Source organism: Pseudoalteromonas sp. ESRF-bin5 (assembly GCF_002632075.1).
Classification (GTDB): domain Bacteria; phylum Pseudomonadota; class Gammaproteobacteria; order Enterobacterales; family Alteromonadaceae; genus Pseudoalteromonas; species Pseudoalteromonas marina.
This window is the reverse complement of sequence record NZ_NTLW01000122.1, coordinates 1-14449: the sequence shown is the minus strand read 5'-3', so window position 1 is coordinate 14449 and position 14449 is coordinate 1. Positions and strand designations below refer to the sequence as shown.

At 39.2% G+C, this 14449-nt stretch carries 13 protein-coding genes; 7 read left to right on the top strand and 6 right to left on the bottom strand.

What is annotated here, in order from left to right; genetic code table 11:
* From BCG07_RS06275 to dapB, 3 genes are all read right to left on the bottom strand, one after another.
* Nucleotides 1-644 (bottom strand): carbamoyl phosphate synthase preATP-grasp domain-containing protein (locus BCG07_RS06275; RefSeq protein ID WP_502694047.1); only part of this gene is annotated, 644 nt, incomplete at its 3' end.
* Between the two features lie 17 nt (nt 645-661).
* A complete protein-coding gene (gene carA / locus BCG07_RS06270; protein WP_006792431.1) occupies nt 662-1798 on the bottom strand; it encodes a glutamine-hydrolyzing carbamoyl-phosphate synthase small subunit in 1137 nt (378 codons plus the stop codon).
* Between the two features lie 362 nt (nt 1799-2160).
* Nucleotides 2161-2958, bottom strand: a complete 798-nt coding sequence (gene dapB, locus BCG07_RS06265) for a 4-hydroxy-tetrahydrodipicolinate reductase (RefSeq protein WP_006792430.1) — start codon at nt 2956-2958, stop codon at nt 2161-2163.
* 348 nt (nt 2959-3306) lie between these two features.
* On the opposite strand from dapB, the gene BCG07_RS06260 reads away from it, so the two are divergent.
* From BCG07_RS06260 to BCG07_RS06250, 3 genes are all read left to right on the top strand, one after another.
* Nucleotides 3307-4620, top strand: coding sequence for a Na+/H+ antiporter NhaC family protein (locus BCG07_RS06260; protein ID WP_286889340.1), 1314 nt, complete (start codon nt 3307-3309; stop codon nt 4618-4620).
* Between the two features lie 119 nt (nt 4621-4739).
* Nucleotides 4740-5528 carry a nucleoside-binding protein gene (locus BCG07_RS06255; protein WP_286889334.1) on the top strand — a complete coding sequence of 263 codons (789 nt, stop codon included), beginning with the start codon at nt 4740-4742 and terminating at the stop codon, nt 5526-5528.
* A gap of 152 nt (nt 5529-5680) precedes the next feature.
* The gene (locus BCG07_RS06250) at nt 5681-6697 is read left to right on the top strand and encodes an alpha/beta fold hydrolase (protein WP_286889332.1); all 1017 of its coding nucleotides are present in this window, start codon (nt 5681-5683) and stop codon (nt 6695-6697) included.
* Between the two features lie 118 nt (nt 6698-6815).
* Here the strand turns inward: BCG07_RS06250 and BCG07_RS06245 are convergent, their stop codons facing one another.
* On the bottom strand, nt 6816-7613 hold the full coding sequence (locus tag BCG07_RS06245; protein WP_286889330.1) for a M48 family metallopeptidase: 798 nt from the start codon (nt 7611-7613) through the stop codon (nt 6816-6818).
* A 180-nt stretch (nt 7614-7793) separates the two neighbouring features.
* Between BCG07_RS06245 and BCG07_RS06240 the strand changes: the two genes are divergently transcribed.
* Nucleotides 7794-8996, top strand: a complete 1203-nt coding sequence (locus tag BCG07_RS06240; protein ID WP_286889328.1) for a multidrug effflux MFS transporter — start codon at nt 7794-7796, stop codon at nt 8994-8996.
* A 28-nt stretch (nt 8997-9024) separates the two neighbouring features.
* Here the strand turns inward: BCG07_RS06240 and grpE are convergent, their stop codons facing one another.
* Entirely contained in the window at nt 9025-9633 is a 609-nt protein-coding gene (gene grpE, locus BCG07_RS06235) for a nucleotide exchange factor GrpE (RefSeq protein WP_008132071.1), read from the bottom strand.
* A gap of 58 nt (nt 9634-9691) precedes the next feature.
* Nucleotides 9692-10657 (bottom strand): HrcA family transcriptional regulator, encoded by a 966-nt coding sequence (locus BCG07_RS06230; protein ID WP_006792423.1) that lies wholly within the window; start codon nt 10655-10657, stop codon nt 9692-9694.
* Nucleotides 10658-10832: 175 nt separating this feature from the next.
* Between BCG07_RS06230 and nadK the strand changes: the two genes are divergently transcribed.
* The 3 genes from nadK (at nt 10833) to recN (ending at nt 14108) form a co-directional block, all read left to right on the top strand.
* Entirely contained in the window at nt 10833-11717 is an 885-nt protein-coding gene (nadK, locus tag BCG07_RS06225; RefSeq protein WP_010557611.1) for an NAD(+) kinase, read from the top strand.
* Between the two features lie 78 nt (nt 11718-11795).
* Nucleotides 11796-12353, top strand: a complete 558-nt coding sequence (locus BCG07_RS06220; RefSeq protein WP_286889324.1) for a hypothetical protein — start codon at nt 11796-11798, stop codon at nt 12351-12353.
* Between the two features lie 75 nt (nt 12354-12428).
* Nucleotides 12429-14108: a DNA repair protein RecN gene (gene recN, locus BCG07_RS06215; protein ID WP_286889338.1), complete on the top strand. Its 1680-nt coding sequence runs from the start codon at nt 12429-12431 to the stop codon at nt 14106-14108.
* Nucleotides 14109-14449: the final 341 nt, after the last annotated feature.

Here is a 14449-nt window from a genome sequence, read left to right as displayed (position 1 = left end):
TCTTTCCAACCAATCAGTGATTCATCAATTAGTAATTCGTTAGTAGGTGACAGGTCTAAACCACGCTCACAAATTTCTTCAAACTCTTCCATGTTGTAAGCAACACCGCCACCGGTGCCACCCATGGTGAAAGAAGGACGAATGATACACGGTAAGCCTATGCGGCTCATTGTATCTTTAGCTTCTTCCATTGAGTGTGCTATCTCTGCACGAGGACACTCAAGCCCAATATTTTTCATTGCAGTGTCAAAGCGTTCACGGTTTTCGGCTTTGTCTATTGCATCAGCTGTTGCGCCAATTAACTCTACGCCATGCTTAGCCAATACACCGTGCTTATCTAAATCAAGTGCACAGTTTAATGCTGTTTGACCGCCCATAGTAGGCAGGACTGCATCTGGCTTTTCTTTTTCGATGATTTTTTCTACTACTTCCCAGTGAATAGGTTCGATGTATGTTGCATCAGCCATTTCTGGGTCGGTCATAATCGTTGCTGGGTTTGAGTTAACAAGGATAACTCTATAGCCTTCTTCTCTGAGTGCTTTACACGCTTGTGCACCAGAGTAGTCAAATTCACAAGCTTGACCAATAACAATTGGGCCTGCGCCTAAGATAAGAATGCTTTTTATGTCGGTACGTTTTGGCATTATTACTCCAAGTTAAATTAGTGTTTACGCGCTTGCATCAAATCGATGAAGTGGTCAAATAATGGGGCTGCATCATGCGGGCCAGGACTTGCCTCAGGGTGACCCTGAAAACTAAATGCTGGCTTATCTGTACGATGAATACCCTGAAGCGTACCGTCAAACAGTGATTTGTGTGTTGCACGAAGCGTGCTTGGTAGGCTTGATTCTTGGGCTGCAAAACCATGGTTTTGCGCTGTGATCATCACTACATCGCGGTCTAGATCTTTAACTGGGTGGTTACCACCATGATGGCCAAATTTCATTTTTTCTGTTTTAGCACCTGAAGCAAGCGCTAATAACTGGTGACCTAAACAAATACCAAAAATGGGTGTGTCGGTTTCTAAAAATGATTTTATCGCGTCAATTGCGTATGTACATGGCTCAGGATCGCCAGGGCCATTAGATAAGAAAATACCATCGGGGTTTAATGCGAGTACGTCAGCAGCACTAGTTTGTGCAGGTACTACGGTAAGTTTACAACCACGGTCAACAAGCATACGTAATATATTACGCTTAACACCGAAGTCATAGGCTACAACATGAAACTTTTCATCGGCGGTATCTAAGGTTTTAAACCCCTCGCCTAATGTCCAGCTTGATTCGCGCCACTCAAAATTTTCCTTGGTTGAGACAACTTTTGCTAAATCCATACCTTTTAAGCCTGGGAAGGCTTGCGCGGCTTGTAGCGCTTTTTGTTCGTCTAGTTCGTCACCAGCAATAATACAACCATTTTGAGCGCCTTTGTCGCGCAAAATACGGGTTAGCTTTCTGGTGTCGATGTCCGCAATACCTAAAATATTACGTTCTTTCAAGTAATCATCTAACGATTGCTCGTTACGAAAATTACTTGCTAGCAGTGGCAAATCACGGATCACTAGGCCTTTAGCCCATATTTGATTCGCTTCTTCGTCTTCGCTGTTGGTACCCGTATTACCGATATGTGGGTACGTCAAAGTTACGATTTGTTCCGCGTACGAAGGGTCAGTCAAAATTTCTTGATAACCAGTCATAGACGTATTGAATACCACTTCACCGACTGACATGCCGTCAGCGCCGATTGCAGTACCGCGAAACACTGTGCCGTCTTCTAGGACTAACAGAGCGGATTTAGTCAAGTTAAACCTCCTAACAGTAAAAAACGGGAGTAAGCAAATTGCTTATCACCCCGCCAATACCCAGAGGGATCGTCAAAACCAGATTTTGTATGAGATTAAATTGTTTTACGCAGTCTTAAATGAGGCCGATATAACCGCTAAATCTTCAACATTTTTTCTTGCCTAAAACTCTTATCATTCCCACTGAACCCCTGATTTTACTAGCCACTTGGGTATAATTGGAAACACGCATTTAGTAATTTTTGGCAAATTGGCTGTATACTACATGATGTTGAGTTTTAGGTCTAACATTATTTGGTAAATCACAACAAATAAGTGCTTTTAGCTAAAATTAGACCCAAACACCCAAAATAGATACTAAACTACTTTAAATCGAGCACATCTTGCATGTCATAAAGTCCTACCGGTTTATTTTGCAACCAGCTTGCAGCTCTTATAGCGCCTAGCGCAAAGGTCATTCTCGAACTTGCTTTGTGCGTTAATTCAAGCCTTTCCCCCATTGTGGCAAAATAGGCGGTATGTTCACCTACTATGTCACCTCCTCTTAGGACTGAATAACCAATTTCGTTTTGAGATTTTTCAGTTTCAATTTGGCTTCGATCGTATACAGCAACCTCTTCGTGGTTCCATCCTTTTGCATCTGCAATTGACTCACCAATTGCCAGAGCCGTGCCCGATGGCGCATCGATTTTATGACGGTGATGCGCTTCAAATATCTCAATATCTAAATCGTCACCGAACTTAGTGGCAGCCGTTTGAACTAAATTTAGTAAAACATTTACACCAACACTGTAGTTACGAGCAAATACAATAGGTATATGTTTAGCAGCATTTTCTAATAATGCCATGTCATCGGCCGTTAAACCTGTTGTGCCAATAACTAAAGGGAGAGATTGTTCAACAGCACGCTTTAAGTGGCTACGCATACCGTCTGGCAGGGTGAAATCAATTAAAACATCAACACTTTCGAGCGTGTTTTCGTCGCTAAAACATACGTTTTTATCAGCAGCGCTATTTATTTGGTTTACATTAACTCCAATTAACGATGACCCACTGCGAACATAGGCGCCTGTTAGTTGTGTTTGCTCTTTTATTGTTGCGGCTTCCAATAAAGCTAAACCCATTCTGCCATTAGCACCAAAAACACCTATTCGAATCATCACTATGCCTTAATTTATTTTTGTTTAAACCGTAAACCGATCGTTTTGTATATATTGAGTGTATATATCGCTCAGTTAACATCAATCACTGAAAGTAACGTACTTAGTAGATTTTATCTAAAAGTCATGTAATAGTCAGTCAACCCTTTAATAAAAGAATAATAACAATACCAGTTTACTTTAGCCATCTATACATTTAAACTTCCCCTTCGCGTCGATTTGGTCTTTGGCTTGCGGGCGCTGCATTGTTCTACTATTTGTTAGCTTTTAACAACGTAGATAGACTTGCTAAATTCAGCTAAAAGAGGAATTTTTGGCTGTGGTAATTAATTGGTTCCGAGGATTATGATGCAGCCATCATTTAATAAAAACAAAGCAATACTTTCTTTACTACCCCTACTAACATTTGTAGCCCTATTTTTAGGTTCTGGTTTATACCTGCAATCTCAAGGGGTTGATTACGCTTTTTATCAACTCCCAGCACCGGTGGCAATATTACCCGCCATTATGCTTGCCTTTATACTTAATAAAGGCACTGTTAATCAATGTGTTGAAACCTTTATAAAAGGCGCTGGGCATAACAACATTATTACGATGTGTTTAATTTACCTGCTTGCTGGTGCTTTTTCTGCAGTGGCCAGTGCAACAGGGGGTGTTGACGCAGTAGTTAATGCGGGTTTATCACTGATACCGCCTGCTCTATTACTTCCTGGTTTATTTTTAATTGCCGCGGTTGTATCTACAGCCATGGGCACATCAATGGGTACTATTGGGGCGATTGGCCCAATTGCTTATGCGGTGTCGATCAAAACAGGCATAGACCCAGCCCTTATGGCGGGTACTATTGTGTCAGGCGCTATGTTTGGCGATAACTTATCAATTATTTCAGATACCACGATTGCGGCTACACGTACGCAAGGTTGTGAAATGAAAGATAAATTTAAAGAAAACCTTAAAATTGCAGTACCAGCCGCAATTTTAACAATCTGTTTATTGTTTTACCTTACGCCTGCAGCGCAAGTGGTCGAAACCCAAGATTACGATATTTGGTTAGTGCTACCTTATGCCTTTATTTTAGTTCTCGCCGTAGCAGGTCTAAATGTATTTGTTGTGTTATTTAGCGGTATTATATTTGCTGCATTAATGGGCTTTACCGGTAGCTACGAAGGGTCTAGCTTTGTTAAAGATATTTATCAAGGTTTTACCGATATGCAGGAAATATTTTTACTTTCTATGTTTATTGGTGGTCTTTCTGAATTTATTCGCATTAACGGTGGCCTTGATTACATTGCCCAAAAAATTCAAGCCATTACTAAAGTAATTGCTAAATGGCACCGAAAAGTAGCTGACCAACTTGGCATTGCAGCCCTAGTCATGACAAGTAACATTTGTATTGCTAATAATACCGTTTCAATTATTGTGGCGGGTCCTATTGCTAAAAAACTCGCTGACGATGGTGAAATTAGTGGCAAACGCTCTGCAAGCCTACTTGATATTTTTGCTTGTGTAACTCAGGGCTCTTTACCTTATGGAGCACAAGCACTTTTACTTGGCGCTACGTTTAAAATTAGCCCTTGGGAAGTCTCAACATCGTCTTATTATTGTTTCATTTTAGCATTTACCGCTATAGCAATAATTTGTTTGCGTCGTAATAAAGCTTAAAACCTTTGCCCCACTGTTGCAGCTTAAAAATAAGCTGCAACATATTACTCTACATATTAATCACTTTTGCTATAATGCGCGCTTTCGCGTGTCACTCAAGTTATAGTTAAATACAAATTATGAAATTAAATAAAATACTCTCCTTTTTTACCCTTACATCCATTGCTTTATCGTCTTCTGCTTTTGCCGCTAATTGGAGCAGCACAGCATTACACATTAACAATGGCGACCAAAAAAACCCTTTTACTGAGCAAGAGTCAGATACCACGGTTTACTCAGTTCAACATGCATCGGGTTACGATTACGGCGACAACTTCTTTTTCATTGATTACAGTAAAGACGATAAAGCTGACGGCTATCAAGATAGCGATTTTTACGGCGAATGGTATTCAACTGTTAGCTTATCGGCGCTCAGCGGTGAAAAAATTGGCACCGGTGCGTTATTAGATGTTGGCCTCACTGGCGGTATAAATATTGCTGGCGATGCTAAAATGGTGAAATACCTGCCGGGTGTTAAATTAAGCTGGGATGTACCAGGTTTTAACTTCTTTCAAACGATAGTAACAGCCTATATTGACGACAGCGAAGGTGTTGCTAAAGGTGGTGCCCCCATAGAAACAAATAGTTGGATGTTTGATGTAGCTTTTGAATACCCTTTTACTATTGGCTCACAAAAGTTCAGCTTTAAAGGTCACGCAGAATACATTGCAGAACGTGAAGACGAATTTGGAAACGATGTAGAGGCATGGATACTCGCACAACCTATTTTAGTATGGGACATGGGTCATGCCTTTGAAATGAAAGAAAATACGTTGCTACTCGGCATGGAGCTTCAATACTGGCATAACAAGCTAGGAACTGAAGTGACAGAGTCAGTTCCGCAAATACATTTAGAGTGGACCTTTTAAGCAATTACACTGCGTTAAAATCACATAAATTGGAGCCCTATTAAGCGCTCCTTTTTTTATGCCATAAAAGTATTTAATTGAATGGCTGTAAATACTTAGTTATTGTCGTATTTCTTTTAAGCCTCATGCTTTACCTTTGAAGGAATAATGAAATGATGTCAATTAAAGTGATGTGTTTTGCTGCCCTGTTAGCTTTAACTAATAATGCTTTAGCAAGTAGTGAAGTAAATACAGAGTCCCTATCTTACGATGCCCTTTTAAGCAGTTATCAATATGACTTTAAAGTAAATTACTTTAGCGTTGAATCACAAAAGCAGTCTTTAAAGATGGCGTATATTTACCTAAAGCCTACCAAAGAAAAGATGCCTACCGTGACACTCATGCACGGCAAAAATTTTAATGCTGATTATTGGACGACTACAGCGCAGTACTTACAATCGCTTGGCTTTGGTGTATTAATTCCTGATCAAATTGGCTTTGGTAAATCATCTAAACCCACTAATTATCAGTATTCGTTTGCATCGCTTGCCTACCATACACATGCGTTAATTGCCTACCTTAACTTAAAACAAACAATTGTAGTTGGCCATTCTATGGGCGGCATGTTGGCAAGTCGCTTTGCTTTAATGTATCCCAATACAACAATTAAATTGGTTTTGCTTAACCCTATAGGGCTTGAAAACTACTTACATTATGTTGAATACAAAGACACCAACTTCTTTTATAAAAATGAGCTTGCTAAAACGCCCAAGGGCGTAAAAAAATATCAGCAAAAAAACTATTACGATGGTAAATGGAACGCTAAATATTCAGCATTAACGAACTTTATTACTGGGCAAATACAAGGGCCGGACAAAGCTCACATGGCGTGGGTTAATGCTAAAACATACGATATGATTTTCACTCAACCGGTTATTACTGAATTTAAAGACTTTGCCGTGCCAGTTGAGTTAATTATTGGTACCCGTGATAGAACAGGACCAGGCCGAAACTGGAAAAAAACCGGTGTAGATTATGAGCTTGGTCGATACGATAAGTTAGGCAAAAATGCCGTATCGCTTATCCCCAATGCTAAATTATATGAACTCGATAATTTAGGCCACTTACCACATATAGAAGACTTTGAGCGCTTTAAAACTGTATTTAAAGAAGCACTCGCTGCTGAATAACCCACATAAATACACATAACCCACAAAATAAAACCCCTGAAAGTATTTACATTCAGGGGTTTTATTTTATTAGCGCATCAACACTATACGCCACTGCTTTATACTTTTAAAAGCTCAACTAAAGTGTGCACTGTGGCCTTTTTCCTTGTGAGTTTGCAGTACTTTGCTCACTTAGTGCTTTTGTCATTTGCGACTGCAAATTATTAATACGACTCGTTGGTGCTGGGTGAGTAGACAAAAATTCAGGCGTTGAACCGCTTCCCGCTTTACTCATGTTTTCCCAAAGCGTAACCGACTCTTTTGGGTTAAAACCCGCCTTTGCCATTAAATCAAGACCAATGGTGTCGGCCTCAGATTCATGAGAACGGCTAAACGGTAAAACCACACCATATTGAGCGCCTAATCCGAGCCCTTGCATAATTTCATTACGGTACTGCACGTTACCCATTTCAAGCGCAACACTACCCAATTGCATTCCTGTACTTAACAACGAGCTTTGTGATACACGTTCATTAGAGTGTTCTGCAATTACATGTCCTACTTCATGCCCTAAAACGGTAGCGACTTGATCTTGATTAGTCGCTATTTTTAGTAACCCGGTATGAACACCAATGTAACCGCCAGGCAAAGCAAATGCATTTGCTGAATCATCTTCAAATACCACCACTTCCCAGTTTTGAGATGCATACTCATTAGGTAAAACGGCAATTACTTTTTCAGCAATACAATTTACATATGTATTGGTTTTTGAATCTTTATTAATTGGCTGATTTTTTTTCATGTCAGCAAAGCTAGCTGTACCCATTTCGCTCATTTGCTGATCCGAATAAAGCGCTATTTGAGTACGCCCTGTTGGCGATGTTTTACACCCTGCTAAAACAGCCGTTGCTACTAGTGCCAATACCAATTTTTTCATTGTATTACCTTAAGTCATTAATACTGCAAGTAGGATAGCAAACACAGTGCCAGTTTAAAATCATTGGTTTAAGGTAAGTACTTTGCGGTGAAGTAAGTAACGTTCCGGCTAAACTACGTTTATACATATACAATGCCCTGCTACACTATAGCCCTTGTTTTAGTTACCTTGAGTTTATGTATGGGCGCCTCGTCTACGTCTTTCAACACCCGTATTTTATTACCTTTATTGGCAAGTATTGTCGCTATTACACCCCTTGCAATTGATATGTATTTGCCCGCAATGTTGGTTATTGCGAACAATTTACAAACAAGTATGCCAAATGTACAAATATCGCTAAGTATTTATTTGGCAGGTTACTCATTGGGCATGTTATTTTTTGGCCCTATAGCGGATCAAATTGGCCGCCGGAAACTGGCTAAAATTGGTTTAACATTATTTGGTTTAACCTCTACTGCGTTAGCATTCACAACAGAAATTCATACTTTTTGGGCACTAAGGGCAATACAAGCATTCACTGGTGCTGCAGCTACGGTGGTCGTGCCAGGAATTATTAGGCATATTTATCAGCAAAATACGGCAAAAGGTATGTCGTATGTATCGATGATCATGATGGTTGCACCATTAATAGCACCGTCTGTAGGCTCTTTTATTTTAGGGTTTTCTGTTTGGTCTACCATATTTTTAGTATTAGCAGCTTACAGCTTTATAATACTTGTGTTTGTGCAAGTATATTTAATTGATATACCTATTCATACCAGTGAAAAAAAAGGGTTAGCCTTATTTTTTGACAGTTATAAAACTGTGTTGAGTAATACCGATGCACGCGCCGATATTTTAAGCTCAATGTTTGTATCGTTTGGCTTTTTTTGCTTTTTAACCTCAGTGCCTTTTATTTATTTAGACTTATACAAAGTGTCGGAGCAACTGTTTGGGATATTATTTGCCTTTAACGTGATGGCATTAATGTTTGGTAACTTTTTAAATACGCGTATTGTGCCGCGTATTGGTTCACGCAAAATGTTATATGTTGGATTGGTATGCGGCTTTATATCAGGATTGTGCCTTTTAACTTTTAGTATTTTACATTTATCGCTTTATTATATAGTGGCAGCAATTGCACCATTAATGATGAGTTTAGGGGTCACTGCCAGTAATGCTGATTCGTTAATACTCATGAAGTTTGAAAAAAATACCGGCACGGCTACTGCTGTTATTGGTACGCTTAGGTTTGGCAGCGGTGCCTTGGTAGGCCCCATTCTTGCTGTTATGCATGCTCAAAGCTCTGTGCCGTTTTCGAGCCTCATGTTTAGCGCGGTACTACTGACGATATTAGTGCAAATAATTCATTTTAAAAAAGACAAAAAAAATGCCTCAATTTGAGGCATTTTTAAAGTGTTAAACGGCTAAATTAAGCGTCAGCCGCTTTTGAAACCATAACCATTGCCGGGCGTAATAAACGTCCATTTAATGTGTAGCCTTTTTGCATAACAGCAAGCACAGTGTTTGGTGTTACATCGTTGCTTGGCTGAATTGACATAGCTTGATGGAACTCTGGGTTAAATTGCTCGCCTTGTGGGTTAACAATTTCAACACCGAATTTAGCAACAGCATCGTTAAAGCTTTTAACCGTCATATCAATACCTTCAAGCAACGGCTTTAACGTTTCGTTTTCTTTATCAGAAAACTCAATAGCGCGCTCAAGATTATCAATCACAGGAAGTAATTCGTTAGCAAACTTTTCAAGTGCAAATTTGTGTGCTTTTTCTACATCTTGTGCAGCACGACGGCGAATGTTGTCAACGTCAGCAGCGGCACGGATCACACCGTCTTTTTGGTCTGCAATAGTTTGCTTAGCAGCTTCTAGCTCTGCGTAAAGCATCGCAATTTCAGCTTCAGGGCTTTGTTCTTCTGCATGTTGTTCAGCGGCATCCACAGCTGCTTCTACATCTGCTTGCATTTGTTCAATTTCTTCGTTTAGTTCTACTTCTTGCTCTGGGTTTTGTGTCTGCTCAGACATAAAATACATGCTCCAATTCTTTTCAATTGCGGTAATTATGGGGATTGAATAAAAAGATTCAAGAGTTCGATGACTCAATTAATTTAAATTCTTGGATTATTTGTTCTATTTGCGCTGATTTTGGGCAGATTATACAAAAGCGGCTTTGGTATTCTTGGTTTTGAAAGTAAGGAACGCTGATGGTTATTAGATCGTTACATTCACTAAACGGAAGTTTTTTACCGCTGATCACCGAAACACCATTTTTAAATGCCAGTGCATCTTCAACAAAATTTAGAAATGACACGCCTATATTTAGGCTTTGCTCACAATTTATTTTTTTATAAAGGTAGTTTTCACCCACAACAATACTATTGTCTGAACCTAACTTTTGACTTAGCTGCCGTGTCCATTGAGTAAGTGAATCATGACAGTTTTTAGGCGCTGTGTTTGCCATTGCTTGCATTCTATACAAGCCTTCCATCAATGTTTGTTGACTAAATACTGTATTTAACCACGTTGCAAACTGGTAACGAACCGTATCTGAAGCATCATGTGGTTTATCAATGCAAATATTATGGCTTTGGCCTGCTCGATCGATCAATAAAATAAGCCAATCGGTAGAATCAAAATCAAGTACTTCAACCCTAAATACATGCTGTGAGCTCACTTGCGGTAAACCAACACAACAGCACACCTGATACTTTTGACTCAAGCCATGTGCCAATTCAACTAGCTGTGCTTGCTCTGGCTCCCAGTAACTAGCAATATCTGATAATGGAAAAAACTCATCAAACCAATAATTAAACCCTTCATCTGTAGGTACTCGTCCTGCAGAAGTGTGGGGGGAATACAATAAACCTACTTTTTCAAGACGGGCCATTGCATTACGAACGGTTGCTGAACACACAGCCATGCTTTTTAGCTTGGCAATTTTTGTTGATGGAACGGGCAATCCCTCACCGTTACAGTACATGTTCATTACAGCTGAAAATATTTGCTGATCGCGCGGATTTAATTTCATGATATCTACATCTTGTTGCATGTAAGGTATATCGGGGCATTTGCTGCTATTTCAAGTCATTTCCCCTTTGTTGAACAATATAAAACAAATTTATTTTAAACTAAATTGAATCATACTCATTTAGGTAAAATCTGTATTTTCAAACACTTTGCTTTTGAGTTACTCTACAAACATCAAAATTTTTAGTGTGCAGATTATGAACTCTCCTTTCAATACTATTGGCCTTATTGGCAAACCAAACCACCCAAAAGCGGCTGCCACTTTGCAGCGTTTGCATACATTTCTACTGGCACTTGGTTTTGAAGTGATTGTTGAAAAGCGCACTGGCGGACAGTTAGTCGATGTACCCAAAGAAAACCTTGTTAAACTGGTTGATTTAGGAGAGCAAGCCGACCTTGCAATTGTGGTTGGCGGTGACGGAAACATGTTAGGAGCTGCACGCGTGCTTGCTCGTTTTAACATTGCTGTAATTGGCGTTAACCGAGGTAACCTTGGTTTTTTAACCGACTTAAACCCTGAAGGTTTTGAAGCTAGCCTAGAGCATGTTCTAAGTGGTGAGTATATTGAAGAAAATCGCTTTTTATTGGAAGTAGAAGTTTATCGTCACAATGAACTAAAAAGTGCCAATTTAGCGGTAAACGAAGCCGTATTGCATGCAGATAAAGTGGCTCATATGATTGAGTTTGAGGCATTTATAAATAGCGACTTTGTATTCTCTCAGCGCTCTGATGGGCTAATTGTATCTACGCCAACAGGATCAACTGCTTACTCACTCTCTGGTGGCGGTCCAATATTAACGCCTGAACTAAATGCAATATCTTTGGTGCCTATGTTTCCGCACACGTTATCAAGCAGGCCATTAGTGGTAGATGCCGATAACGAAGTGAGGCTAAAACTTAGTTTAGACAATACTGACAGCTTGCAAGTCAGCTGCGACAGCCACGTTGTGCTTGCCGTTTTACCTGGTGATGAAGTCGTCATTAAAAAAGCAGATAAAAAATTGCGGTTAATTCATCCAAAAAACTACTCTTACTACAACGTTTTACGTACGAAATTAAATTGGGGCAGTCGTTTATACTAATTTTATTGCTAAAGCGTTGTCTTTAGCGCAAAATGCAGATTACAACAATAATACACCAATTTTTAGGAACAAATAGCAATGACATATGTCGTTTTTTTTGCCTTGCTACTGTTAATTACACTTCTAGCAACCTACTTAAAAATAGAAAGCAATCGTCGCAAAGCAATTGAAGCTCAAAAAAAGCAATTTAACGAACGTGTATCACAAGTTGGCGCCCGTCTAAAGTCAAAATTAAATGAGCTAGTAGAAGCGAAAATTCTTCGCCCTAAATACTCACCTCGAATTCAAGCAATCGTTTCTAACTTTTTTGTAGTACAAAAGCATACTGACGAGAATTTGCAAACCCTTGAAGATGTATCTGATCTATTAATCAATACTTTATCTAACGAACTGACTAAAGCGAACCAAACGGGCAATGGCCAAAGTTTGGAAGAAAATATCCAGTATTTTGTGTCTGAACTTCCACAGCAAGGTATCTCGTATAACAAAACGTTTTACTCAGAAGCGTTACCAAACCTTATCGAATTAATTAAAACCAACGACTTGCTACAACCCCTTGATAATGAAGAAAATGAATACATCCCAGAAAATCAAGACCCAAACAACCAACTCAATCAACATGTTAATATTGCCTAAATAATAAAAAATTAATTTGCAAAAAAGCTAAACACTGTATAAATTACCAGTTAATTAACTGGATGGATGAACAGTATGTTAGTTGGTTTAGAAATTAAAAACTTTGCAATTGTAAGTAACTTAAGCACTGAATGGCATAACGGCATGACGGCGATCACGGGTGAAACCGGCGCGGGTAAATCGATTGCCATTGATGCACTTTCATTGTGTTTAGGCGAGCGGGCTGAAGCCTCTGCTGTACGACCTTCTGCAGACAAAGCTGAAGTATGTGCTCAATTTGATATAAGCGCACTCCCGCTCGCTCAGGCTTTTTTAGAGCAACATTTTCTGACCAGTACTGATAATGATTGCTTACTTAGACGCGTTGTTTGCAAAAATGGTCGCAGTAAAAGCTATATTAATGGCAGCTCAGTAACTGCATCTCAGCTCAAAGAACTTGGCCAGTATTTAATTTCTATACATGGACAACACGCTCATCAACACCTTTTAAAAGCTGAACATCAATTACAACTACTTGATGCATATGCTGGCCATCAAGACTTGGTTGTAAAAGTAACTGAAAGTTATAAACAATTCGCCAACCTTCAAAAAGAATTTAAACAGCTTGAGCAACAGCAATTACAACAAGCCGCTCAAAAACAGCTACTAGAATACCAAGTGGCAGAACTTGACGAGTTTGCGTTACAAGACGGTGAGTTTGAACAAATTGAAGTCGAACATTACAAGCTAAGTAATAGCCAAACCATTTTAGAGTCATGTCAAAAAGAGCTGCAATACCTATATGAAGGTGAAGAACAAAGCGCGTGTTCTGTTTTACAGCACAGCGCACAACAATTTGCAGATTTAGCACAATATGATGAAAGCTTAGCAAGTGTGGCAGCAATGCTAGAAGAAGCTGCTGTTCAAGTAGAAGAAGCTAGCCGAGAAATTCGCAATTATACAGAACAAGTTGATTTAGACCCAGCCCGTTTAACAGAGATAGAAAATAGGTTAAGTGGCGCAATGGACTTAGCTCGTAAGCACCATATAAAACCGCAAGGATTAGTTGAATTTCATCAGTCAATTTCAAAAGAACTCGAGTCAATTAGTAATAATAGTTCGCGTTTGGAGCAACTTGACTATGAAATAAACGATGCATTGCTTGACTACAAGCAAGCAAGTGAAGCGCTAAGTATTAGCCGCAGAAGTTATGCTAATACCTTAAACACCTTAATAAGCGAAAGTATGGCAAATTTATCCATGGAAAATGGTGTATTTGAAATATCGCTTACTGAAGATCCTGAGCGCGCCCCCAATCTTTTAGGGCATGATAGCGTTTCGTTTTTAGTATCGACCAACCCAGGGCAGCCCCTTCAGCCTTTGGCTAAGGTGGCGTCTGGTGGTGAGCTTTCGCGTATTAGCTTAGCCATTCAGGTTATTATTGCCCAAAAAGTAACAACACCAACATTGATATTTGATGAAGTAGACGTAGGTATTTCTGGACCTACAGCCTCTGCTGTTGGAAAGTTATTAAGGCAACTTGGTAAATCGACTCAGGTGATCTGTGTTACCCATTTGCCGCAGGTTGCAAGTAGTGCGCATCAGCAATTTTTTGTAGCAAAAGAAATTGCTAAAGGTGAAACCTTTACCAATATGCTGGCACTAACAAAAGATGGTAGAGTAGACGAAATAGCAAGGTTGCTTGGCGGCGACAATGTTAGTAAAACAGCAAAAGCAAACGCAAAAGAGTTAATAAAAAGCGCATGTGTAATTTAGGTTTAATTAATAACCAACTAGGGTTTCAATTTTCAGCAAGGCCTTTATATGATTACTAATACTGCTTTAATTCTTATTATTGTAAGCTGTCTACTGGTTTTAATTAGTATATTGTTAACTTTATTTAGCCGATATAAACACACACAATTCAAGAAACACTTAATGAGCTTTTTAAATGTAACGTTATTCGTTCAGCTTATTCTTAGTGTTTACAATTTAATGAGTTACCAGGATGGTAATTCGAATAATTTAATTTTTAGTTATACATGTGTTTTGCTCACCCAAATACTGTGTAATGTATTTTGTTACATGAGTTTAAAAAGACGTATTGCTAAAGTTAA

Bases quoted from the DNA above. Each gene is read 5' to 3' on its own strand.
- BCG07_RS06245 (WP_286889330.1), bottom strand. From the start codon at position 7,613: ATGAAAAAATTGGTATTGGCACTAGTAGCAACGGCTGTTTTAGCAGGG.
- dapB (WP_006792430.1), bottom strand. From the start codon at position 2,958: ATGATTCGAATAGGTGTTTTTGGTGCTAATGGCAGAATGGGTTTAGCT.
- BCG07_RS06250 (WP_286889332.1), top strand. From the start codon at position 5,681: ATGATGTCAATTAAAGTGATGTGTTTTGCTGCCCTGTTAGCTTTAACT.
- BCG07_RS06230 (WP_006792423.1), bottom strand. From the start codon at position 10,657: ATGCAACAAGATGTAGATATCATGAAATTAAATCCGCGCGATCAGCAA.
- BCG07_RS06220 (WP_286889324.1), top strand. From the start codon at position 11,796: ATGACATATGTCGTTTTTTTTGCCTTGCTACTGTTAATTACACTTCTA.
- nadK (WP_010557611.1), top strand. From the start codon at position 10,833: ATGAACTCTCCTTTCAATACTATTGGCCTTATTGGCAAACCAAACCAC.
- grpE (WP_008132071.1), bottom strand. From the start codon at position 9,633: ATGTCTGAGCAGACACAAAACCCAGAGCAAGAAGTAGAACTAAACGAA.
- recN (WP_286889338.1), top strand. From the start codon at position 12,429: ATGTTAGTTGGTTTAGAAATTAAAAACTTTGCAATTGTAAGTAACTTA.
- BCG07_RS06260 (WP_286889340.1), top strand. From the start codon at position 3,307: ATGCAGCCATCATTTAATAAAAACAAAGCAATACTTTCTTTACTACCC.
- BCG07_RS06240 (WP_286889328.1), top strand. From the start codon at position 7,794: ATGGGCGCCTCGTCTACGTCTTTCAACACCCGTATTTTATTACCTTTA.
- BCG07_RS06255 (WP_286889334.1), top strand. From the start codon at position 4,740: ATGAAATTAAATAAAATACTCTCCTTTTTTACCCTTACATCCATTGCT.